General features: G+C 72.2%; 24 protein-coding genes. 11 read left to right on the top strand and 13 right to left on the bottom strand.

Going from position 1 to position 22,240, the window contains the following annotated elements:
* Positions 1-7: 7 nt before the first annotated feature.
* The 5 genes from Cco03nite_RS00340 to Cco03nite_RS00320 all read right to left on the bottom strand — a co-directional run bounded on the left by Cco03nite_RS00340 (position 8) and on the right by Cco03nite_RS00320 (position 3,733).
* Positions 8-769, bottom strand: coding sequence for a type 1 glutamine amidotransferase (locus Cco03nite_RS00340; protein ID WP_203687850.1), 762 nt, complete (start codon positions 767-769; stop codon positions 8-10).
* 159 nt (positions 770-928) lie between these two features.
* The gene (locus Cco03nite_RS00335; protein ID WP_203687849.1) at positions 929-1,201 is read right to left on the bottom strand and encodes a hypothetical protein; all 273 of its coding nucleotides are present in this window, start codon (positions 1,199-1,201) and stop codon (positions 929-931) included.
* A complete protein-coding gene (locus Cco03nite_RS00330) occupies positions 1,198-1,791 on the bottom strand; it encodes a hypothetical protein (protein ID WP_203687848.1) in 594 nt (197 codons plus the stop codon). The genes Cco03nite_RS00335 and Cco03nite_RS00330 overlap by 4 nt, the downstream gene beginning before the upstream one ends.
* Positions 1,792-1,855: 64 nt before the next feature.
* Entirely contained in the window at positions 1,856-2,491 is a 636-nt protein-coding gene (locus tag Cco03nite_RS00325; protein WP_203687847.1) for a TetR/AcrR family transcriptional regulator, read from the bottom strand.
* 285 nt (positions 2,492-2,776) lie between these two features.
* Positions 2,777-3,733: an endonuclease/exonuclease/phosphatase family protein gene (locus Cco03nite_RS00320; protein ID WP_203687846.1), complete on the bottom strand. Its 957-nt coding sequence runs from the start codon at positions 3,731-3,733 to the stop codon at positions 2,777-2,779.
* Positions 3,734-3,814: 81 nt separating this feature from the next.
* Between Cco03nite_RS00320 and Cco03nite_RS00315 the strand changes: the two genes are divergently transcribed.
* The gene (locus Cco03nite_RS00315; RefSeq protein WP_203687845.1) at positions 3,815-4,738 is read left to right on the top strand and encodes a S66 peptidase family protein; all 924 of its coding nucleotides are present in this window, start codon (positions 3,815-3,817) and stop codon (positions 4,736-4,738) included.
* Between the two features lie 140 nt (positions 4,739-4,878).
* On the opposite strand, the gene Cco03nite_RS00310 is transcribed toward Cco03nite_RS00315, so the two are convergent.
* The 3 genes from Cco03nite_RS00310 to cimA form a co-directional block, all read right to left on the bottom strand.
* Positions 4,879-5,331, bottom strand: coding sequence for a hypothetical protein (locus Cco03nite_RS00310; protein ID WP_203687844.1), 453 nt, complete (start codon positions 5,329-5,331; stop codon positions 4,879-4,881).
* 185 nt (positions 5,332-5,516) lie between these two features.
* The gene (locus tag Cco03nite_RS00305) at positions 5,517-6,266 is read right to left on the bottom strand and encodes a D-Ala-D-Ala carboxypeptidase family metallohydrolase (protein ID WP_203687843.1); all 750 of its coding nucleotides are present in this window, start codon (positions 6,264-6,266) and stop codon (positions 5,517-5,519) included.
* 124 nt (positions 6,267-6,390) lie between these two features.
* Positions 6,391-7,986 carry a citramalate synthase gene (gene cimA / locus Cco03nite_RS00300; RefSeq protein WP_203687842.1) on the bottom strand — a complete coding sequence of 532 codons (1,596 nt, stop codon included), beginning with the start codon at positions 7,984-7,986 and terminating at the stop codon, positions 6,391-6,393.
* Between the two features lie 399 nt (positions 7,987-8,385).
* Here cimA and Cco03nite_RS00295 point away from each other — a divergent pair, with 399 nt between their 5' ends.
* The 7 genes from Cco03nite_RS00295 to Cco03nite_RS00265 all read left to right on the top strand — a co-directional run bounded on the left by Cco03nite_RS00295 (position 8,386) and on the right by Cco03nite_RS00265 (position 14,281).
* Complete coding sequence (locus Cco03nite_RS00295; RefSeq protein WP_191842283.1) at positions 8,386-8,940, top strand: peroxiredoxin; 555 nt, start codon at positions 8,386-8,388, stop codon at positions 8,938-8,940.
* Positions 8,940-9,473 (top strand): alkylhydroperoxidase, AhpD family, encoded by a 534-nt coding sequence (gene ahpD, locus Cco03nite_RS00290; protein ID WP_203687841.1) that lies wholly within the window; start codon positions 8,940-8,942, stop codon positions 9,471-9,473. The genes Cco03nite_RS00295 and ahpD overlap by 1 nt, the downstream gene beginning before the upstream one ends.
* Positions 9,474-9,672: 199 nt before the next feature.
* Positions 9,673-10,461, top strand: a complete 789-nt coding sequence (locus Cco03nite_RS00285) for a dioxygenase family protein (protein WP_239167005.1) — start codon at positions 9,673-9,675, stop codon at positions 10,459-10,461.
* 63 nt (positions 10,462-10,524) lie between these two features.
* Positions 10,525-11,274, top strand: a complete 750-nt coding sequence (locus Cco03nite_RS00280) for a tyrosine-protein phosphatase (protein ID WP_203687840.1) — start codon at positions 10,525-10,527, stop codon at positions 11,272-11,274.
* Complete coding sequence (locus Cco03nite_RS00275) at positions 11,271-12,023, top strand: tyrosine-protein phosphatase (protein WP_203687839.1); 753 nt, start codon at positions 11,271-11,273, stop codon at positions 12,021-12,023. Before Cco03nite_RS00280 ends, Cco03nite_RS00275 begins: the two co-directional genes overlap by 4 nt.
* 66 nt (positions 12,024-12,089) lie before the next feature.
* Positions 12,090-12,818, top strand: a complete 729-nt coding sequence (locus tag Cco03nite_RS00270) for a hypothetical protein (RefSeq protein ID WP_203687838.1) — start codon at positions 12,090-12,092, stop codon at positions 12,816-12,818.
* A 125-nt stretch (positions 12,819-12,943) separates the two neighbouring features.
* On the top strand, positions 12,944-14,281 hold the full coding sequence (locus Cco03nite_RS00265) for a C39 family peptidase (RefSeq protein ID WP_203687837.1): 1,338 nt from the start codon (positions 12,944-12,946) through the stop codon (positions 14,279-14,281).
* A gap of 83 nt (positions 14,282-14,364) precedes the next feature.
* On the opposite strand, the gene Cco03nite_RS00260 is transcribed toward Cco03nite_RS00265, so the two are convergent.
* The gene (locus tag Cco03nite_RS00260; protein WP_203687836.1) at positions 14,365-15,123 is read right to left on the bottom strand and encodes a VOC family protein; all 759 of its coding nucleotides are present in this window, start codon (positions 15,121-15,123) and stop codon (positions 14,365-14,367) included.
* Positions 15,124-15,262: 139 nt separating this feature from the next.
* Between Cco03nite_RS00260 and Cco03nite_RS00255 the strand changes: the two genes are divergently transcribed.
* Positions 15,263-15,904: a hypothetical protein gene (locus tag Cco03nite_RS00255; RefSeq protein WP_203687835.1), complete on the top strand. Its 642-nt coding sequence runs from the start codon at positions 15,263-15,265 to the stop codon at positions 15,902-15,904.
* Between the two features lie 72 nt (positions 15,905-15,976).
* On the opposite strand, the gene Cco03nite_RS00250 is transcribed toward Cco03nite_RS00255, so the two are convergent.
* The 3 genes from Cco03nite_RS00250 to Cco03nite_RS00240 form a co-directional block, all read right to left on the bottom strand.
* Complete coding sequence (locus Cco03nite_RS00250; RefSeq protein ID WP_203687834.1) at positions 15,977-16,801, bottom strand: oxygenase MpaB family protein; 825 nt, start codon at positions 16,799-16,801, stop codon at positions 15,977-15,979.
* A gap of 120 nt (positions 16,802-16,921) precedes the next feature.
* Complete coding sequence (locus tag Cco03nite_RS00245) at positions 16,922-18,361, bottom strand: alpha-amylase (RefSeq protein WP_203687833.1); 1,440 nt, start codon at positions 18,359-18,361, stop codon at positions 16,922-16,924.
* Positions 18,362-18,543: 182 nt separating this feature from the next.
* Positions 18,544-19,476, bottom strand: a complete 933-nt coding sequence (locus Cco03nite_RS00240; protein ID WP_203687832.1) for an aminoglycoside phosphotransferase family protein — start codon at positions 19,474-19,476, stop codon at positions 18,544-18,546.
* Positions 19,477-19,672: 196 nt separating this feature from the next.
* Here Cco03nite_RS00240 and Cco03nite_RS00235 point away from each other — a divergent pair, with 196 nt between their 5' ends.
* Complete coding sequence (locus Cco03nite_RS00235) at positions 19,673-20,395, top strand: FkbM family methyltransferase (protein WP_239167004.1); 723 nt, start codon at positions 19,673-19,675, stop codon at positions 20,393-20,395.
* Between the two features lie 51 nt (positions 20,396-20,446).
* Here Cco03nite_RS00235 and Cco03nite_RS00230 read toward each other — a convergent pair whose 3' ends face one another.
* Entirely contained in the window at positions 20,447-21,211 is a 765-nt protein-coding gene (locus Cco03nite_RS00230; protein WP_203687830.1) for a CDP-alcohol phosphatidyltransferase family protein, read from the bottom strand.
* Positions 21,212-21,255: 44 nt separating this feature from the next.
* Here Cco03nite_RS00230 and Cco03nite_RS00225 point away from each other — a divergent pair, with 44 nt between their 5' ends.
* The gene (locus tag Cco03nite_RS00225) at positions 21,256-22,236 is read left to right on the top strand and encodes a zinc-dependent alcohol dehydrogenase (protein WP_203687829.1); all 981 of its coding nucleotides are present in this window, start codon (positions 21,256-21,258) and stop codon (positions 22,234-22,236) included.
* The last annotated feature ends 4 nt before the right edge of the window (positions 22,237-22,240 follow it).

Raw genomic sequence — 22,240 nt, 5'->3', positions numbered from 1 at the left:
CGGCGGCTCAGCTCAGCAGCGGCAGTTCCCGGCGGCCCGCCTCGGGCAGCGTGCCCAGGGCCAGCTCGGCGAAGCGCCGGGCGAACGGCTGCCACACCTCGGCCACGTCCTCCTGGGTCGCCTCGACGCCGGCGATCAGCCCGTCGGGCTGCCAGCCCTGCTCGGTCATCCACTCGCGGTTGTTCTCCACCCAGCCGGCGAACATGTCGACGTCGCACTCGATGTGGAACTGGGTGCCCCAGGCCCGGTCGCCGACCCGGAACGCCTGGTGCGGGTAGCGCGGCGAGGCGGCCAGCAGGGTCGCGCCGATGGGCAGCTCGGTGATCTCGTCGAAGTGGTACTGGATCACGTCGGGCGCGAACGGCACCGCCCACCACAGCGGGTCGGCCTCGGCCACGTCCCGCCGCGCGACCAGGCGCGCGCCGATCTCCGGCCCGCTGGTGGAGCGCTCGACGGTGCCGTCGTGCGCCTGTGCCAGCAGCTGCCCGCCGAGGCAGACGCCCAGCGTCGGCACCCGGTTCTTGACCGCCTTGCGCAGCAGCGACTCCAGCTTCGGGAACCACGGCGCGCCGGGCACCCCGTCCTTGGGGAACGCGTCCTGCTCGCCGCCCAGCACCACGAACGCGGCGTACCCGTCGAGGTCGTCGGGCAGCGCGTCGCCGGCGTGCGGGCGCAGGACGGTCAGCTCCAGCCCGGCCTCGGTCAGCCAGTCGCCGAGCCGGCGCAGGTCGTCGGTCGGGTCGTTCTCGATCACCAGTGCGGTCGCCACGCTGACGAGGTTAGCCCGGCCGCGGCAGCGCCGGTCAGCGGCCCAGCGTCGCCCGCCCCAGGTCAGCGCCCAGGCTGCCCGAGGCACCCCGCGCTGGACGCGAAGCCTGCCCGCGGTCCGGGCACCAGAGGCCCAACCGGGCGCGAAGCCTGCCCGCGGTCAGGGCACCGGGTGGCCGAACGGCGCGGCCGGCAGGTCCGGCTGCGGCGGGGCCTGCCAGGACGAGCCGGACCAGGCGAGCTCCAGCCGGGTGGACAGCTCCAGCAGCAGGCCGCTGCCGTGGTGTCCGGCCAGCCCGCAGGCGACCATCACGGCGATCGCCACCGCCCACCGGATCAGCCAGTTCGGCTCCGGCCGCAGCTCCTGCAGCAGGTGACTGACCGCCCCGCCGCGGCCCGCGACGAGGTCGTCCACCAGATCGTCGTTTCTCACAGCTTCGCCAGCACCTCCCGCGCGGCCAGCACGGCCGCCTCCCGGCTGCGCTCCGGACCGACCATGGTGTTGCGGTACTGCACGTGCACCAGCCGCGCGCCCACGCGCACGGTCAGGTAGATCCGCCCGGCGGGGCCGAGTTCGGACCAGTACCCGGCCTGCTCGCCGAGGCCGTCCAGCGGGAAGCGTTCGCGGTTGGCCGCGAACTGGCGGTTGAAGTGCCGCCGCGCCCGGGTCACCGGGTCCTCGCCCTCGGCCCGGCCCACGTTGATCACGCCCACCATCAGCGAGGCGTCCTCGCCGTCGTCCTCGGGTCGCTGGACGATGCACCAGGCCGACAGCGTCTCGTCGTTCCGGTCGTTCTCCAGCGTGCTCACGCTGCGGCCAGGCACGAGCAGGTCGAGCAGCTCGGCCCGCAGCAGCGGGCAGACCGCCCCGGGCGCGGGCGGCATGATCTGCGCCGAGCCGCCCCGCAGGTATGCCGTGAACAACCCGACCCCGATCCCGAGCAGCGCGATGCCCGCCACGGTGCGCCGATGCCTGCGCCACCAGGCCTGCCGCCCGGTCTCCCCCGCCAGCCGTCCGTTCACGGGCGCGATGCTAGACGAGCCGTGCCACCGGCCGCTGTCCGGTGAAACCGCTCGGCCGGCTTGCTCAGGACCGCCGGGCCGCCGCTTTATTGATCTTGCTTCGCAGCGCCCGCCGGGCCACCGGCCCCAGCTCCTCGACGACCTCCATCAGCGTGCCGAGCTGTTCCAGCGCGGCCATCGCGCGCTGCGCCCCGGGGCGGTCCACGCCCTCGTACAGCTCCAGCCCGACGAACGAGGCGGAGATCGCGGCGGCCAGCCCCGGCACGTCGGCCATCTCGGCGAACGGCGAACCCGCCAGCACACGGCGCAGCACCGACTCGATCTCGGCGGTCCACATGCCCAGCGTCTCGGCGGTCACCCGGGCGAGCTTCTCGTCGTGCTGCGCGCCCGCCAGCATCTGCGCGAGCACCGCGACGTTGCCCAGGTCGCGCTCCTCCTCGTGCAGCGCGCGGCCGACGTCGAGCAGCTCGCGCAGCGAGCCCACGGTCGCGAAGCGTTCCCGGTACGCCTCGACACGCGCGCCGGTCGCGGCCGTGCACGCCGCCACCAGCAGGTCGTCCACGCTGCCGTAGTGGTAGAAGATCAGCGCCTGGTTGACCCCGGCCGCGCCCGCGATGTTGCGCGCGGACACCCCCGCGATCCCCTGTTTGCGCAGCGTGTCCATGGCTCCGTCGAGCAACCGCTGCTTCGTGTCGGACATGCCGCTCCCCTCGTTTCCCGGGCCCGCGACGTGCTGCGCACACGAAAGCGGGCGGTGCCGGCCACCCCCCGTTGCCAATGTGGCCGGCACCGCCCGTACTGTCGCGTCCCCGACTCGCGGGACGGCCAGACTTTCTCGCACCGGTCTGACAAAACAGATGCCCGATGCGCGGCAGTGTCGGGTCAGGACGGTGTCTCCAGGAAACACGGCCCGTGCCACATATTTGAGCGGTCGATCAAACGTCAGCCTAGCAGGCTTGAGCGTCCGCTCAAACAGTGGCTTTCGCTACGGCAGGACCAGCTCGGCGTACACCGGCCGGTGGTCGCTGCCCGGCAGCTCCAGCACCTGGAAGTCCTTGACGCCCACCCGCCGGTCGGCCAGCACCCGGTCCAGCGTCACCGGCGGGAGCGGGTCCCCGTCGTACGGCCCCCAGGTCCCGGTGAAGCCGCGGCCCAGCACGTCGGCCGCGTCCCGGTAACCCGAGTCGATCAGGTCGCGCAGCAGGTGGTGGTCGAGGGTCGCGTTGAAGTCGCCGAGCAGCACGCGCACCGGCCCTTCCGGCGTGGCCCGCGGCTGCCCCTCGAAGCCGCGTACCCACAGCGGGGTCACGAAGTCGGCCCAGGGCGCCAGCGGGTGCGCCGACTCGACCAGCACGGTGCCCCCGCCCGGCACCGACACCTCGGCCCGCGCCTGCCGGAATCCGCCGGGGTTGACCCGCACCCCGTCGTCGCGCAGCGGGAACCGGGACAGCAGCGCCGACCCCTCCACCCCGGGGACCGCATAGTCCACCCGGTACGGCAGCTCGCCGCTCATCCCCGCCGCGTCCGCCGCGGCCAGGAACTCCGGTGTCACCTCCTGCAGCGCCAGCACGTCCACCCGGTGCGCCCGGACCAGGCCCACCAGCTCGGCCGGGCCCGCCGAGCCGACCAGCACGTTCGCGCTCAGCACCCGCAGCGACGCGCCCGCCGCCCCGGCCATCGGGTCGCCGTCGGCGAACCAGCGCGGCAGCACCACCACGGCCAGCGCCACGGCGGTCACCGCGGCCAGACCGGCGGCCGCCCAGCGCCGCCACAGCAGCAGCGCCGCCAGCGGCACCAGGGAACCCGCGGCGACGTACGGGGTGAACGCCATCAACTGCGCCATCGGATACCGGTCGTCCCAGCCCGCGACCCGGAACACGGCCCACACCGCCGCCGGCAGCGCCAGGACCCAGGGCAGCGCGCGCAGAAGGAACCGTTTCATGCGCGGGATGCTATACGTTTTCATGGTCAACTAGGTGTGGGCTTTGTGAAGGTTCCGTGCGCGGCGTTAGGCTCTGCGGCCATGACGGCCACCCTGCACCCCGCGACCCTCCGGCCCGGCGACACGGTCGCGCTGGTGTCGCCCTCGGGGCCGGTGCCCGCCGAGCGCGTCGAGGCGGCGGTGTCCGTGCTCACCGGCTGGGGCCTGGCGCCCCGGGTGTACCCGCACGTGCTGGCCCGGCACGGCTACTTCGGCGGCACCGACGACCAGCGCCTCGGCGACCTCAACGACGCGCTCGGCGACCCGCAGGTGCGCGCCGTGCTGTGCACCCGCGGCGGCTACGGCGCGCAGCGCATCACCGACCGCGTCGACCTGGACGCCGTACGCCGTGACCCGAAGCTGGTCATGGGGTTCTCCGACATCACCGCGCTGCACCTGGCCCTGTGGCGCGGCGCGCGCCTGGCCACCGTGCACGGGCCGGTCGCGGCGCAGTTCGACAAGGGCGCGGACTCGCCGACCGCGCTCGGCGCGCGGCACGCGCTGATGAGCGGGGAGCCGGTCGCGGTGGCCGCCGACCCGGCCGAGGACACCCACCGGGTGCGCACCTCCGGCCACGCCGAAGGCACCCTGCTCGGCGGCAACCTGTCGCTGCTGGTCAGCACCCTGGGCACCCCGCACCTGCCGGACCTGACCGGCGCGATCCTGCTCATCGAGGACGTCGGCGAGTACCCGTACCGCGTCGACCGGATGCTCACCCACCTGCGCCGCAGCGGCGCGCTCGACGGCGTCGCGGGCATCGCCGTCGGCCAGTTCACCGACTGCGCGGACGCCTGGCCGGTCACCATCGCCGACGTCCTCACCGACCGCCTGCTCGACCTGGACCTACCCGTCCTCGGCGGCCTCCCCATCGGTCACGGCGCCCAGCACACCGCCGTCCCCCTCGGCACCCACGCCACCCTCGACGCCGACACCGGCACCCTCACCGTCGCCCCCGCCACCACCTGACCCACCCACCCACCCCATCCGCGTTGATCATGAACTTATGGCACGGTTCGACGGCGTGTCGGTGCCACAAGTTCATGATCAATCCAGGCGGCCCGAGGCAGCGCGGGGCAGCCCCGGGGCGGGCGAGCGAGGGCGGTTGGTCAGGCGTTGGCGAGGGTGATCGTGAGGGCGATGCCGGCGATCAGGCTGGCCGGGATGCCGGCGACCCAGCCGATGAGGATGCCCGCGCCCTTGCCGCCGTCCTTGCCGACGACGCCGCCGATGCCCATGACCAGGGCGACGATGCCGAGAATGAACTGCCCGAAGACGCCGACCAGCATGAAGACGGACTCGTCGCTGCCCTCGCCGGCCGGGCCGTAGTCGTTCTGCTGCCCGAAGAGCAGCCCCGCGACGACGCCGACGACCATGGTCAGCGCGTGCGCGCCCAGCATCGTGAAGATGCCGCGCCACACCAGCCGGGCCTGCACGGGTCGCCGGACCGGGGGCGGGATGTCCAGCGAGGGGTGGGACCACGCGGCGACGGCGGGCGCCTCCGTCGCGGGCGGTTCGGGCGGAGCGGGCGGGCTCGGTGCCCGGTACGGGTTGTCGCTCACGGGGTGCCTCCACGTCGGACGCGGCCGGGCCGCCAGAGTGCGTTGCCGCCGCAGCCTACCGTCACCCGGCGACCCCGGGCCCTCCCCCGAACCGCCACCAGGGACCCCAGGGGGCGATGGGAAGGGCACCTTCTACAACGCATAGCGATGTGAAGGTGCCCTTCCTTTGCTCGGGGTGGGTCAGGTCAGAAGCACTGGGAGGCGGACCAGAGGGTGCCGCTGCGGGCGTCGGTGTGGATGTGGTCGGAGTGGTCGGGGTAGCCGGGGCCGAGGATTCCGGTGAAGCCGTGGTAGCGGGCCTGCCGGCCGATGGCGCAGAGGGAGAGCGGCCCCGAGCCGAGGTCGACGCCGTCGCCGTAGAGGTGGCGGCTGCCGGAGACGCCGCCCGCGGCGGTGTTGCAGGCGGTGCTGCGGAAGCCGGAGGTGACCCGCAGGGCCTGGTCGCCGAGGGCGTGGCGCAGCGCCTCCAGGCGCCACATGGCCCGCAGCGCGTTGGCCTTGGCGGTGGCGGCCGAGACAGCGCCGCCGGCCCAGGTGGTGTTGCACTTGTTCAGCTCGGCGTAGCTGAAGTGGATCGGGGTGCAGTCGTCGTCCTGCAGGGCGTAGATCTTGTTGAAGGTCAGCGGGCCGGCGATGCCGTCCGCACCGAGGCCGTACGCCTGCTGGAAGCGGACCACCGCGTCCCGGGTCTCCGCGCCGAAGATGCCGTCGATGACGATGGTGTTGTTGTAGCCAGGCCAGCCCGCGACGCGGATCTGCAACTGGCGGACGTCCTCTCCGGACATGCCCGAGGACAGCGAACGGCCCCAGGTGTAGCAGCCGTCGGCGTACGCGGGGGACGCGCCGACGGTGATGGCGGCCACCGATCCGATGGCCGCCATCACCAGCACGGTGAACGCCCGGATGAAGGCGTTGCGAGGGAAGCGACGAGACATGCCAGGCACTGTGCCAACCACGTCTGTCGATGTCAAGAACTTGCATGTCTTGCAGTTACTACGTAGTATCCTTCCGAAAATTCACGCAACGGGCCGTCACCGAGCGCGGACGTTCCGCACAGGATCAGCGGCGCGAGCGCACCTTGCGGTCCCCGCCCGCGGCGGCCACGCCGTACGCCAGCGCGTCGACCAGGGCCCGCCAGCTCGCCTCCACCACGTTCTCGTGCACGCCGACCGTGGTCCAGTCGCGCCCGTCGACGTCCACCGTCTCCACCAGCACCCGCGTCACCGCGTCGGTGCCGTGCGAGCCGGCCAGGATGCGCACCTTGTAGTCGGCCAGCTCCAGCCCGGACAGCTGCGGGAAGTGCCGCTCCAGCGCCTGGCGCAGCGCCTGGTCCAGCGCGTTCACCGGGCCGTTGCCCTCCGCGGTGGCGATCACCCGCTCGCCGCGCACCCGCAGCTTCACGGTCGCCTCGCTGACCACCGCGCCGTCCTCGCGGTGCTCGACGATCACCCGGTACGACTCCAGCGTGAACGGGGTCGTCTGCTCCCCCAGGGACTGGCGCACCAGCAGCTCGAAGGACGCGTCGGCGGCCTCGAAGGACCAGCCGGCCGCCTCCAGCTCCTTCACCCGGTGCGTCACCTTGGACAGCGTGTCGGGATGGCCGGCCAGGTCCAGCCCGAGCTCGCGGCTCTTGAGCTCGATGCTGGCCCGGCCGGCCATCTCGGTGACGAGGATCGTCATGTCGTTGCCGACCACGGCCGGGTCCACGTGGTTGTAGAGGGCCGGGTCGACTTTGATCGCGCTCGCGTGCAGTCCCGCCTTGTGGGCGAAGGCCGCGGACCCGACGTAGGCCTGGTGGGAGTCGGGTGCGATGTTGGCGATCTCGGCGATGGCGTGCGAGACGTGCGCCATCTGTTCGAGGCAGCCGTCCGGTAGGACGGTCATGCCCAGCTTGAGCTGCAGGTTCGCCACCACGGCGAAGATGTCGGCGTTGCCGGGGCGTTCCCCGTAGCCGTTGGCGGTGCCCTGCACGTGGCGTACGCCCGCCTCCACCGCGGCGATGGTGTTGGCGACGGCGCACGCGGTGTCGTTCTGCGCGTGCATGCCGAACAGCTCCGGCGAGACGCCCAGCCGCGCGACCAGGTCGGCGATGGCGGCGCCCACCTGCGAGGGCAGCATGCCGCCGTTGGTGTCGCAGAGCACGACCCGCTCCGCGCCCGCGTCCAGCGCGGTACGCACCACCGAGGCGGTGTAGTCGGGGTCGAAGCGGAAGCCGTCGAAGAAGTGCTCGCAGTCGACGAAGACGCGGCGGCCGTGCGAGCGCAGGTGGGTCACGCTGTCGGCGACCATGGCGAGGTTCTCCTCGCGGGTGGTGCGCAGCGCCCGCTCGACGTGGCGCACATCGGACTTGGCGACCAGGCAGACCACCGGCGTCTGCGCCGCGAGCAGGCCCGCGAGCTGCGCGTCCTCGGCCGCCGCGACGCCCGCCTTGCGAGTCGAGCCGAACGCCACCAGCAGCGCGTTCTTCAGCTCCAGCTCGGTCCTGGCCCGTTCGAAGAACTCGGTGTCCTTGGGCACCGCCCCTGGCCACCCGCCCTCGATGAACCCGACCCCGAACTGATCGAGCAGGCGCGCCACCGCGAGTTTGTCAGCTACCGAGTAGGTGATGCCCTCGCGCTGGGCGCCGTCGCGCAGCGTGGTGTCGAAGATCTGCATGTCGTGTGACCTCCTGTGCGGGCGCCCGCCTGCGGGGCGCCGACCGTGAAACCGGGAAGGAGCTGCAAAACAAAAGACCCCCCGCGGTCGCGGGAGGTCTGCGCGTCGGCGAGGGGCCTGGTTGCCCAGGTGCGGCCGGCGCGCTAGGTGCCAATAATCAGTACGAGGCGGATCACGCTCGGTAGCGTCCCACTTCTGCGGCCCTCAGACCAGCAGGCTCCCGCATTTCGAGATGCCGTGTCGCGCTCCGGGCACTGGATCACGTCGATGACCTGCGCCGCGGTGCACCGGGACGGCCCCGTGTCGGTCGCCACAATGTCATTATCCGGTAATCGCCGCGTCGTCACGCCCTGCCTAATCTTGAACGGCTCAAGAAAGACCGTTCAGGAGGTACCTGCTTTGCTCACCGTCGGCGATCACTTCCCCGCCTACGAACTCACGGCCTGCGTCTCGCTGGACGCCGACAAGGCGTTCGAGACGATCACCAACAAGACCTACGAGGGCAAGTGGCGGGTGCTGTTCTCCTGGCCCAAGGACTTCACTTTCGTATGTCCCACCGAGATCGCCGAGTTCGGCCGGCTCAACGGCGAGTTCGCCGACCGGGACGCGCAGGTGCTGGGCTGGTCGGTCGACAACGAGTTCGTGCACCACGCCTGGCGCAAGAACCACCCCGACCTGCGCGAGCTGCCCTTCCCGATGCTGGCCGACGTCAAGCGCGAGCTGACCGAGGCGGCGGGCGTGCTGGGCGAGGACGGCGTGCCGCAGCGCGCGACGTTCATCGTGGACCCGAACAATGAGATCCAGTTCGTGATGGTCACCGCCGGCTCGGTCGGCCGCAACGTCGCCGAGGTGCTGCGGGTGCTCGACGCCCTGCAGACCGACGAGCTGTGCCCGTGCAACTGGAACAAGGGCGGCGAGACCCTCGACGCCGGCAAGCTGCTGGCCGCGGCCTGATGGGCATCGAGGCGATCAAGGCGGCGCTGCCGGCGTACGCCCGGGACACCAAGCTCAACCTCGGCGCCGTGCTGGGCACCTCGCCGCTGACCGCGCAGCAGCTCTGGGGCACCGCTCTGGCCTGCGCGTTCGCCGCTCGCAACGGGTTCGTGCTGCGGGAGATCGCAGCCGAGGCGGCCGATCACCTCAAGCCCGAGGCGATCGAGGCGGCCAAGGGCGCGGCGTCGATCATGGCGATGAACAACGTGTACTACCGGTCCAAGCACCTGATCGGCGACGACGCGTACCAGTCGCTGCCGGCCCGGCTGCGCATGCAGATCATCGGCAACCCGGGTGTCGACAAGGCCGACTTCGAGCTGTGGAGCCTGGCCGTCTCGGCCATCACCGGCTGCGGCGTCTGCCTGGAGTCGCACGAGAAGACGCTGATCGGCACCGGCGTCGGCCGCGAGGCCGTGCACGAGGCCCTGCGCATCGCCGCGGTCATCCACGCCGCCGCCGTCACCCTCGACGCCGAGGCCGCCCTCGCGGCCTGACGACCACCTGGCGCAACTCTTGAAGAGTCGCGCCTTCCGACGGCCCCTGACGCCGCAACTCTTCAAGAGTTGCGGCCGGGGGCCGGCCGAGGCTTTACCCGGAAGGGAGCCCGGCGGGAGACGTCCCGCCGGGCTTTCCGCATGTCAGGGTGAGGGCGGCCACTCGACGTTAGTTGAATGGTCAAGTATTCTGGTCGGTATGAGCACCCGCATGCCCACGCTCTACCTCAGCCATGGCGCTCCTCCGCTGGCCGACGACCCGCTGTGGACCCGGCAGCTGGCGGACTGGTCGAGCGGCCTGCCCCGCCCCACCGCGATCCTGGTCGTCTCCGCGCACTGGGAGAACGCCCCGCTGGCCGTCGGCGCGACCACCACGGTCCCGCTCTACTACGACTTCGGCGGCTTCGCGCAGCACTACTACGAGGTGAAGTACCCGGCGCCGGGCGCGCCCGAGCTGGCCGCGAAGGTGCGGGCGCTGCTGCGCGGACCGCAGACGCCGGTGGCCGACGTGCCGGACCGGGGCCTGGACCACGGCGCGTACGTGCCGCTGGTCGAGATGTTCCCCGAGGCCGACGTCCCGGTCCTGCAGATCTCCATGCCGACCCTGGACCCGCAGCGCCTGCTGGAGATCGGCCGCAGGCTCGCGCCGCTGCGCGACGAGGGCGTGCTCATCATCGGCTCGGGTTTCTTCACCCACAACCTGCGCGCCGCGATGCCGTACCTGCACCTGGGCTTCGACGCGCCGGTGCAGGGCTGGTCGGCCGAGTTCGACGACTGGGGCCGGCAGGCGCTGGACGCCGGTGACGTCGACGGGCTGCTCGACTTCCTGCACAAGGCCCCGTCGGGCGCTATGGCGCACCCGCGCACCGAGCACTTCGCACCGCTGTTCGTCACCCTCGGGGCCGGCGAGGACGACCTGGCCTCGCAGCGCACCGTGATCGACGGCTTCTGGATGGGCCTGGCCAAACGTTCCGTGCAACTCGGCTGACACGCCCGGGATGTGACGCGGTCGGCCTACACCCGGCCACGTGACCTTGATTACGGTATCGGGGTGACCACCACGCCCGTTGAGCGCAGCATCGCGTTCGCCGCCGTCTTCAACTTCCGTGACCTCGGTGGGCTGACCACCGCCGACGGCCGCACCGTACGCCGCCGCACGGTGTACCGGTCGGACACGCTCAGCAGACTGGGCGCCGAGGACCGCGACGCGTTCACGGCGCTCGGCGTCCGCACCGTGATCGACCTGCGCCGGCCCGCCGAGGTCGCCTCGATGGGCCGGGTGCCGGAGTGGACGCAGGTGGTGTGGCGGCACAACCACCTGGAGCACCCGCTCTGGGACCACTCGACCTACACCACGGAGATCGGCGTCGCGCGCTGGCTTTCCGAGCGTTACCTGGAGCTGGCCCACCACGGCAGGGCCGACATCGCCCGGGTGGTGGGCATGCTCACCGACGAGCAGCACGGCCCGACCGTGGTGCACTGCGTGGCCGGCAAGGACCGCACCGGCCTGATCGTCGCGCTGGCCCTGGACCTGCTCGGCGTGCCCGACGACCAGATCGCGGCCGACTACGCGCTGACCGAGCGCAGCGCGCCGATGTTCACCCAGTGGGTGCGCTCGGCCTTCCCGAACGAGGACCACGCGACCACGCCGCCGTTCTTCACGTACACCCCGGCCGAGGCCATGCTGATGACGCTGCACGGGCTGCGCTACCGCCACGGTTCGGTGACCGAATACCTGGTCGGCGCGGGCCTGCACCGCGACCGGGTGCAGCGCCTGCGCGAACGGATGCTCGAAGCGTGAGCGAACAGGCGGAGTACTCGCGGCTGGTGGACTTCGAGAGTCCGCTGTTCAACTTCCGGGACGTGGGCGGGCTGGCCACCACGCACGGGGCCGAGGTGCGCCGGGGTGTGCTGTTCCGCTCGGACACCCTGACCGCGCTGGGCGAGGCCGACCGCGAGCGGTTCGCGCGGTTCGGCGTGCGTACCGTGATCGACCTGCGGCACCCGGTGGAGCTGGAGCGCTTCGGCCGCGCCCCGGCCTGGTGTTGCGAGGACTGGCACAACGTGCCGCTGAACAACCCGGTGTGGCGGGCGGAGGACTACTCCGCGGAGGCGGGGGTGGTCGCGTTCCTGCTGGCGCGTTATCACGAGACGGCCGAGCACGCGGCGGCCGACATCGCCCGCGCCATCGAGCTGATCGCCGCCGGCCAGGGTCCGACGGTGGTGCACTGCTGGGGCGGGCGGGACCGCACCGGTGTGGTGGTCGCGCTGGTGCTGGAGCTGGTCGGGGTGTCCGATGCGGACATCGCCGCCGACTACGAGCTGACCGAGCAGGGCATGGCGCGCTACCTGGCCTGGCAGCGCCGGAACCGGCCGGACAAGGGCCCGCTGCAGCCCTACCTGGCGAGCACTCCGGCCGAGGTGATGCGCACCTTCCTGGCGCAGTTGCGCGAGCGGCACGGTTCGGTGCGGGCCTACCTCACCGGGGCCGGCCTGGCCGAGGAGAGCATCGAGCAGCTGCGGTCGAGCTTGCGCGAGCAGCGGCCTTGAGGTGACCTCCGCGTTATCGACGGGTGCCATGATGTGACGGGATTTCATCGGGGAGGAGCCGTCACCATGCACATCGGAACGCGAGCGCTGCTGGCCGTGGCCACCGTGGCCGCCATGGCCGTACTGGCCGGCTGCGGGGCCGAGCGGAACGGCGACTCCCAGCAGCAGCCCTCTCCCAGCCAGGTCGCACCCGGCACGGGGACCTTCAAGGACATCGACACGGCAGCCCGTGAGCTGGTCACGCGGCAGGCCTACTGGCAGTCGCCCGCCGTGCTCGACGTCGAGCAGACGCAGCGGATCGGGCTCGCGGTCGGCGAGGGCGAGAAGCTGACCCAGAAGATCAACACGATGCTGAAGGACACCCGGACCACGGCCGCCGGGCCGGTGGAGGTCGGTCCGACGGTCAAGGCCACGCTGCGCGGCAACGCCGAGGACGTGGAGATCACGCCGTCGGAGTCGGTGAACGCCACCACCGGCAGCGACGTGCAGATGCTGTGGACCTGGCTGGTGCACCCCAAACACCCGACCGACGACCTGCTGCTCACCGCCTATCTGGAGGTGCCGCTCAGCAACGGGCACACCATCACGCACGAGGTGGCGCTGTCGGTGCAGGTGCGCCGGACCATGTCGTACACCCTGTGGCAGCTCGTCACCCACTGGGGCACCTGGTCGGCCGTGGTCACCAGCCTCGTCGGCGTGGTGAGCTGGCTGCTGCGCCGGCGCAAGAAGAAGGCGGGCAGCCGGCAGCAGCAGGACGAGGTGCCGGAGCCGTCGGTGGCCAATGTGGCCGCCTGAGCTTCTTCTCGCCGGCCGCCGGGGCCGGATGAAGAAATCTTCGGGACAACTAGGGTCTGGCGAAAGTTAACTTCAACGGCGATAGTGGCGGGTGAATGTCCACCCATCACTTCCGCGGAGTACCCATGGCCAGATCACGCCTGCGGGCGGCCGTCGTCGCCGGCCTCACCGCGCTCAGCCTCGCGGCGCTGTCCGCCGCCGGCGCGCCCGCCGCAGCCGCGCCGCCCACGCACGACGAGCAGATCACGTTCCAGGAGTGGTCCCGCTTCACCGAGTGGCGGCAGGGCACCCACCAGGGCACCCTCGCCCTGCCCGGCATCCGCACCGGCATCACCATGCTGCGGCCGGCCGGCACCACCGAGTACACCGACCCGTACACCAGCGTCACCAAGAGCTACGACTACAGCACCTGGACCTCCCCGGTGACCGAGGTCGGCTTCGACGCCACCGAGCTGGTCGCCTCCTGGAACGCCGACACCCCGGCGGGCACCTGGATCCAGATCGAGATGCAGGGCACCTACAACACCGGCGGGCAGACCCCCTGGTACACGATGGGCCGCTGGGCGTCCGGGGACGGCGACATCAAGCGCACCACGGTCAACCGGCAGGGCGACCCCTGGTCGACGATCTGGACCGACACCTTCTCCATCGACGACGCCGCCAACGGCGTGCTGCTGCATGCGTACCAGCTGCGCCTGACCCTGTACCGGGCGCCGGACCAGTGGCGCTCGCCGCGGGTGTGGATGCTCGGCGCGATGAGCTCGAACGTGCCGGACCGGTTCACCGTCACCCCGAGCGCGGGCGGCATCGCCTGGGGCACCGAGCTGGCCGTGCCGCGCCGCTCGCAGAACATCCACATCGGGGAGTACCCGGAGTACGACGGCGGCGGCGAGGCCTGGTGCTCGCCCACCTCCACCACGATGGTCCTGGAGTACTACGGCCGCGGCCCGTCGGCCGAGGACACCGCCTGGGTCGACCCGTCGTACGCCGACCCGCAGGTCGACCACGCGGCCCGGATGACGTACGACTACGCGTACCAGGGCGCGGGCAACTGGCCGTTCAACACCGCGTACGCCGCGTCGTTCCCGGGCCTGGACGCCAAGGTCACCCGGCTGCACTCGCTCGACGAGGCGGAGCGTTTCATCAAGGCCGGCATCCCGGTGATCACCAGCCAGTCGTTCCTGTCCGAGGAGCTGGACGGGGCCGGCTACGGCACCTCCGGGCACCTGTTCGTCATCGTCGGCTTCACCGCCGACGGCGACGTGATCGTCAACGACCCGGCGTCGTCGAGCAACGACGTGGTGCGCAACATCTACCCGCGTGAACAGTTCGAGCAGATCTGGCTGCGGACCAAGCGCTACCGCGCGAACGGCACGGTGGCCTCCGGCTCGGGCGGCATCGCCTACCTGATCAAGCCGTGGTGGAAGCCGTGGCCGACGGTCGCGGGCTCCACGAACTGGTGACCTGGCGACCTGGGTGCGCCCCCGCCGCGGGGCGCACCCAGGTCACCTCCACATCTCGGACCGCCGAATCTCTGACTGCCCGGTCACAGCCGGGTGTCCAGGATCGCGTCGGACAGCTCGATCACGCCGAACGTGCCGCCCTGCGCGTCGGCCAGCAGCGCGTAGTGCCCCACCGGCAGGTCCAGCGGCCCGGTCAGCACCGCGCCGCCCAGCTCCAGGCAGCGCGCGATGGTGGCGGCGCAGTCCTCGACCTCGAAGGTGACCCGCCAGTGCGCGGGCGTGCCGGCCGGGTAGCGCTCGTCCATCACGGACAGCCCGCCGACCGTACGGCTGTCGACGAACCACTCGATGTGGTCGACGCCCTCGGCGATCTCGCTCTTGCGCTCCGACCAGTGGAACGCCCTGCCGTAGAACTCCACCGCGGAGGCCTCGTCCCAGGTCACGACCTCGGTCCAGCACATCGTGGCCGGCTCGGCGGCCGCCTCGGCGCCACCGGACGTGCCGCGCTGCCACAGCCCGAACACCGCTCCCGCGGAGTCCGCGACCAGGGCGGCGCGTCCGCGCGGGCCGCGGTCGTGCGCCGGGACCAGCACCGAGCCGCCGGCGTCCAGCACCGCCGCCACGCCGTCCTCGGCGGCCACCGCCGACACGTAGCACAGCCAGCTCCCGGGCCGGCCGGGCTCGCCCGGCAGCAGGCCCGCGACCGCCCGGCCGTCGAGCGCGAACACCTCGCCCGGCGTCCATCCGAACAACCCGCTGTAGAACGCCGCGGCACCGGCCGGGTCCGCGGTCATGTACTCCGCCCAGCACGGGGTGGCGGGCGCGTATCCCCTCACTCGCATGCCCGCCACCTTAGGTCCATCCGAGGTTCACGGCGACCTCTGCGCGTGCCGACCGGATCGCCCCGTTCGGCTGACCGGCCGGGCGATCCGGGCAGCCGGGGCGGTGCGCACGGGCCGATCACCCGCGATGATGGTCATCATGTTCGAGGATCGTTCCCTGCTCGACGGGTGCAACGTGGCGCTCAACGAGTCCGATGTGGTCGGCTTGCGGGTGAACTGGCCCGCCCGCACGGTGCGCCTGCTGCTGCACGTGCTCGCCATGCCCGAGCAGGGACCGATCGACCCGGACACCCGCCGCGCCCTGGTGTTCACCGGCGTCAGCCTGATGCGGGTGCTGCTGCGCCGGGACCGCACCCGGACCGCGAGCCGCGACTACGGCCACCCGATCGAGCTGGCCGACGCCGACGCCGCCGACGCGTTCCTCGCCTCGGTCAGCCGCTCCGACCCGATGTACGGCTGGCGCTTCCTCGACGACCCCGAGCTCACCCGGGACTGGCCCGCGACGGCCAGCCTGATGCTGGCGGGCACCGGCCCGGCCACGCACAGCATGTACTGGTTCTGCGAGTGCGCCCGCGAGGAGCCGGGCGGCGACACGGAGTACTGCATCGAGGGCGACATCCACTTCCAGCGGCTGACCGTGGAGCGCGCCGACGGCTCCCCCGTACCGCTGGCCTCGTTCGCCGCCGACGGCCGCCGCTGGTGGCACGGCCTGCACTCGGGCGACCCCCGGGTCTCCACCGAAGCCCAGCAGTCCCGACCCCCCTCCCCCGCCTGGACGTAAGGAAGGGCACCTTCACAACGCTCCGCGTTGTAGAAGGTGCCCTTCCCATCCGCCGGGGGCCGGCGGCGCAGGTCAGGCCGCGGCCGCGGCGCGGGCCATGGCGTCGCGGTAGATGGGGCCGTGCAGGAAGCGATCGGGCAGGGCGCGCATGGTCAGGCGCAGCGCGCGTACCGAGACCGACGCGGACAGGTCGGTGGTGGGCAGGCCCAGGGTGCCGTAGATCCGGCGGGCCCAGCCCGGTTGCAGCGAGAACGCCGTGGCGGCCAGGCCCGTGTAGACCAGCCGGGCCGGCGTCAGCCCCAGGCGCCACGGCAGCGGCGGCGCCATCAGGAAGAACAGGGTGTCCAGGGCCTCGCGGGTCAGCGCCAGCTCCGGACGCATCCGCCGGTAGTAGGCGTCGACCTCCGCCGCGGTGCCCGGCACGGACGCCGGGTCCAGCCCGACGAGCTGCGCGGCCCGGCGCTGCTCGGTGTAGTACCCGTCGACGTCGGCGTCGCTCAGCTCCAGGCCCGCCCGGCGGGCGGTGCTCACGAACGACTCCACCTCGGTGACGTGCACCCAGCGCAGCAGCTCGGGCTCGTCGATGCGGTACACCTCCCCGGTGTGCCGGTCCACCGCGCGCATGCGGGCGTGCACGCCCCGGATACGCCGCCCGGCGGCGCGGGCCTGCGCGGTGGTGCCGAACATGACCGTGCCGACGTAGTCTGCGGTGCGCATCAGCCGGCCCCACGGCTCGACCTTGTAGCTGGAGTTCTGCACCACCCCGGCGATCGCCCGCGGGTGCAGGGCCTGCAGGAACAGCGAGCGCACCCCGGCCACCCAGAGCACCGGCTCACCGTGCACCCGCCAGGTCACCGACCCGGGCCCGAACAGTCCGAGGTCGCCCGCATCGTCCATGCGTCCCAGCGTGCCACGCCCGGCGGCGCGCCGCATTCAAGATCACTCGACTTGCCCGGCACTCGTGCGTGTCTGGGCGACGTTTCGCACAGGTGCCGGGCAAGTCGAGTGATCACCACGCTAGCTGATCTTGGCGTTGACGTGGATGGCGATGGCGTCGTGGGCGGCGACGTTGGCCGCGAACCAGCCGCTCGCGTCCACCGTGATCACCGGGCCGGTGCAGGTGGTGCCGCTCTTCTCCCCGTGGATCACGTCGCAGTACCGGCCCGCCGGCAGGTTGGTCTGGTACGACCGCCCGTTGACCGCGCCGTCCTCGTCGTTGATCGTCAGGTAGCCCTTGCCGCTGCGCCCGAACGCGATGTGGTTGTTGCCGTTGTCGTACCAGTTGACGACCGCGGTGCCCTTGACCGCGTTGTGGAAGCCGACCATGTTCGCGATGACCTGCCAGCGGTGCTCGCACCGCCAGCCGCCCGAGAAGCAGGTGCTGTTGTTCGTCTTGCCGTTGGCGTCCGAGGGCGGCCCCTGGTCCTTGTTGCTGAACTCGTAGCTGCTCATCACCGTGGGCGAACCGTACGGCCAGGCCAGCATGAACGCGTTGGCCAGCGCGTAGATGCCGTTGTCCTTGTACGTGAGGATGTCGCCGCCCTCACGCTGGGTGTCGTGGTTGTCGACGAACACGGCCGCCTTGGCGGTGGCGATGTGCCCCCACGGCTCGCCGAAGTTCGCCAGGTAGGCGAGCTTCTCGCGGCGGAACACCCGGCCCAGGTCCTTGCCGTAGCGGAACTCGTGCACGTCGCCGTTGCCGGTGTACTCGGTCGGCTGGACCGGCTCGCCCGCGCCGTAGATGACCTCCTGCACGTGGTACACCGAGCGGGACAGCTTGCCCTTGATCGCGGCGATGTCGGCCGCGGGCATGTGCTTGCTGGCGTCCCACCGGAACCCGTCGACGCCCAGGCTGAGCAGGTCGTTGAGGTAACCCGCGAGCTTGGTGCGGACGTAGTCGCTCTCGGTCTTGAGGTCGGCGAGGTTGACCAGCTCGCAGTTCTGCACCTCGTACCGGTCGCCGTAGTTGACGATGTCGTCGTTGCCGTTGCGGCCGCAGTGGTGGAAGTCCTGCGTCTGGTAGATGCCCGGGTAGGTGTACGACGTGTAGGTCGAGCCGGCCCAGCCGGCGCCCGAGCCCACCCCGGTCATGTGGTTGACCACCGCGTCCACGATGACCTTCACACCCGCGTTGTGGCAGGTGGTGACCATCGACTGGAACTGGGCGCGGGTGCCCTTGCGGGACTCGACCCGGTAGCTGACCGGCTGGTACGCGACCCACCACTGCTGGCCGCGCGCGTGCTCCTGGGGCGGGGAGACCTGCACGTAGCCGTAGCCGCGCGGGCCGAGGTAGTTGGTGCACTCGGCCGCGACCGAGGGCCAGTTCCACTCGAAGAGCTGGACGATGACGTCCTTGCTGCCCGAGGGGGCCGCGGCCGCGGGGACGGCGGCCGGGATCGGCAGCGCCGCGGCGAGGACCGCCGCGAGCGCCAGGGGGAGAAGTCTGCGTCGTTGCATGAGGACACTCCGGACGTACGAGGGGACGGATCGTCGCGCAGCGGTACAGGGGTACGCGGATGAAACCGCATTGAAACCTTGCCGCAATGTTCACAAGAAGTTTCAATGAAGTCAACGGATCCGGCCCGAAACGGCACGACGGCCCCTACGCAAGATCTTTCCAACAAGCCCCGGCACACGCCTCAGCCGAGCAGCCGACCGGCCGACGCCAGGTACTCGCGGCCCTCGTCGGGTGCGCCGTGCCGGATCATGTAGAGCCCCGACGACACGCGCTCGGTGAAGCCCCACTCCCAGATCGCCTGCTCGGCCACGCCGGTGGCCGCCGCCAGCCGCGCGCAGTAGCCCCGCACCAGGCCGACCGGGTCCGCCGCCGCCAGCACCTCGTCCGTCCAGCCGCGCACCGCGACGCCGAGGTCGTAGGCCGGGTCGCAGAGGAAGCCGTCCGGGTCGATGAAGACATAGCCCGACTCCGCGCCGAGCCTCGGCGACAGCACCGCGAGCGCGTTGTCCGGGTGCGGGTCCCCGTGGCAGACCACGCTGCCGTCCAGGTCGAACGCGGCCGCGCGGCGGCGGGCGTACCCGACGGCCCGGTCGACGACCTCGGCCGGGCAGGGCCGGCCGGTCCCCGGCCACAGTTCGATGATCAGCTCGGCCAGCGTGCTGGCCTTGTCCGTGCCGGGCGGCACGCTCGCGTCCGGCGGCCGGGGCACCAGCCACGCCTGCCGCAGCGTCGTGGCCAGCACGTCGAGCGTGTGCTCGGGCGAGGGCGCGGTGGCGCCCAGCGCCGGGCCGAGCGGCTCCAGCAGCGCGGCGTCCCGTTCCGGATCGTGGGCGTACAGCCGGACGTACCCGTGCCCGTCCGCCGCGGCGATCGTGCGCACCTGCCCCGCGAAGCCGTCACCCGGCGGAGCCAGCCGCAGCACCGCGTCCGTCCCGTCGCTCCGGCGCACCGCGAGCACCAGCGCGGCCGACCCGCCGTCGAGCGCCTCCCCGGGCGTCAGCCCCCAGGCCGCGCACGCATACGAGAGCCGCTCCGGCAGCCCCGCCAGCCACTCCCGGCCCGCCATGCCCTTGCTCAACGCGGTACGCCGCATCCGGTCGGGAAACTCGATCACCGCCCCACGATTCCACCCCACCCACCTCCCCAACCACCGCATTACGCCGGCTCCGCGAGGAGCGGCGTTGGGAAGGGCACCTTCTACAACACATAGCGATGTGAAGGTGCCCTTCCTTGCTTGAACTCGGGGCGGGGTGTGGGGTGGGGGGTGGGTTCGGGGGTTAGGCTCGGCCATGCTCGCTCGTGCTTGGGGGATGGCCAGGTCCCTGGTGATGTACCACGGCATCCCGGGTCGGCATCGGCGGATGCGGCGCTTCTACGCGCAGTTCCTCGGGCCGGGTGACCTCGCCTTCGACGTCGGGGCGCATGTCGGGAGCCGGGTGCGGCCGTGGCGGCGGCTCGGGGCGCGGGTGCTGGCGATCGAGCCGCAGCCCGACTGCCTGCGGGTGCTGCGGCTGTTCTTCGGGCGCGACCAGGGCGTGACCATCCTGCCCACCGCGGTCGGGGCGCGGGCGGGCACGGCGTCGCTGGCGCTGTCGTCGGCGACGCCGACGGTCTCCTCGCTGTCGCACGAGTGGATCGAGTCGGTGACCGCGGCCGACGAGCGCTTCGCCGAGGTGCGCTGGGACCGGTCGGTCGAGGTCGAGGTGGTCACCTTGGACGATCTCATCGCGGCGCACGGCGAGCCGGCCTTCTGCAAGATCGACGTCGAGGGCTTCGAGGCGGACGTGCTGCGCGGGCTGTCCCGGCCGCTGCGCGCGCTGTCCTTCGAGTACCTGCCGTTCGCCCACGACGCCGCCCTCACCGCGCTGGACCTGGTGGAACGGCTCGGCGGATACGAGTACAACTACGCGCCCGTGGAGACCATGCGCTTCGCCAGCGAGCAGTGGCTGGACGCGGCCGGCCTGGTGCGGTTGCTGGACGAGCGCTTCCGCGCCCTCGGCCGCTCCGGCGACGTCTACGCCCGCACCCGTTAGCCGCATCAAGCCACCGGCGGGCGGGCGGCCCGTCCCGGTCGGGGGCGGGCCTCAGGCCCGATCGCCGCGAGCGGCGGCGACCGCGGGTGCCGGCGCGCCGACCAGCGCCGGGTCAGGCCGGACCGCGACCGCGCGCCGCCGCCACAGGTAGACCACGTCGCGGCCGAAGGACTCGGTGAGCAGCGCGAGCGCGCCCGCGAGCGCGACGAGCACCACCGGCCGGGGCAGCACCTCTGCGGCTGCGGCCGCCAGCACGATGCCCTGGATCGCGGCCACCACCTTGCGCCAGTACCGCGGGAAAAGCTGCCCGCGCAGCCACGGCAGCACCCAGGTGGCCACGACGTAGACGTAGCGCATCGCGCCGATCGCGAGCACCCACCACCCCGCCGACGGGGCGGCGTAGCAGCTCAGCACCAGGATGAGGAACGCGTCGACCTCCATGTCGAACCGCGCGCCGAACGCCGTCTCGGTGCCGGTGCGCCGGGCGACCTTGCCGTCGACCGCGTCGAGCACCAGCGCCACCACCGTGATCCCGACCAGCACCGGCACCCGGATGTCGCCGGTGAACGAGGCCGCGGTCAGCGCGGTGACGCACCCGGCCAGCGCCGCACGCGTCAGCGTGACCAGGTCGGCCGGTCCGAACGCGACCAGCCCGGCGGTGCGCATCGCCCGGGTGAGCAGCACGCACAACCCGACGGCGTAGGCGATCCCGGCCGCCCATCCGGCGTGTCCGAGGCCGACCGCCGCCGACAGCAGCGCGAGCATGGCGAACTGGACGCACAGCCCGATCACGGGGCCCGGCCTTACCGGCGGCACCGTACCTCCGTTAGGTTCGACCTTGATCCGAGGAGAGGAAGCCGATGGCATCCTACGCGCGCGCCTTCTGGACCGCCGCGCCCGGCGCGGGCGAGATCCGTCCCGTGGCGCTGCCCGATCCGGGACCGGACGAGGTGCTGGTGCGCACCCTCCACTCCGGTCTGAGCCGGGGCACCGAGACGCTGGTGTTCCGCGGCGAGGTGCCACCGGGCCAGTACGCCGTGATGCGTGCCCCGTTCCAGGAGGGCGACTTCCCCGGGCCGGTGAAGTACGGCTACCTCAGCGTCGGCGTCGTCGAGCAGGGTCCGCCCGAGCTGCTCGGCCGCACCGTGTTCTGCCTGTACCCGCACCAGACCCGCTACGTGGTGCCCGCGGGCGCGGTGGTGCCGGTGCCCGACGGCGTGCCCGCGCGCCGGGCCGTGCTCGCGGGCACCGTGGAGACCGCGGTCAACGCGCTGTGGGACGGCCCGCCGCTGGTCGGCGACCGGATCGCGGTGCTGGGCGCGGGCATGGTCGGCTGCTGCGTCGCGGCGCTGCTGGCGCGCTTCCCCGGGGTGTCGGTGCAGCTGGTGGACACGAACCCGGCGCGGGCCGCGGTCGCGGCGGCGCTCGGCGTCGCGTTCACCTCGCCCGAAGCCGCCGAGGGCGGCAACGACCTGGTCTTCCACGCCTCCGCAACCGGCGCGGGGCTGCAGCGCGCGCTGGACCTGCTGGCCCCGGAGGGCACCGTCGTCGAGCTGAGCTGGTACGGCGACCGCGAGATCGGCCTGTCGCTGGGCGGCGCCTTCCACTCCGGACGGCTGACCATCCGCGGCAGCCAGGTCGGCACGGTCTCCCCGGCCCGCGCCGCGCGGCGCTCCTTCACCGACCGGCTCGCCATCGCCCTGGACCTGCTGCGCGACCCGGCCTTCGACGCGCTGCTGTCCGGCGAGTCGGCGTTCGACCGGCTGCCCGAGGTGCTGGCCGGCCTCGCCGACGGCACCCTGCCCGCCCTGTGCCACACCATCAGCTACGACGGAGAGTGAACCC

The organism is Catellatospora coxensis (assembly GCF_016862635.1).
Taxonomy (GTDB): domain Bacteria; phylum Actinomycetota; class Actinomycetes; order Mycobacteriales; family Micromonosporaceae; genus Catellatospora; species Catellatospora coxensis.
The sequence above is the reverse complement of the archived record's forward strand: the minus strand, read 5'-3'. Positions and strand labels throughout refer to the sequence as shown.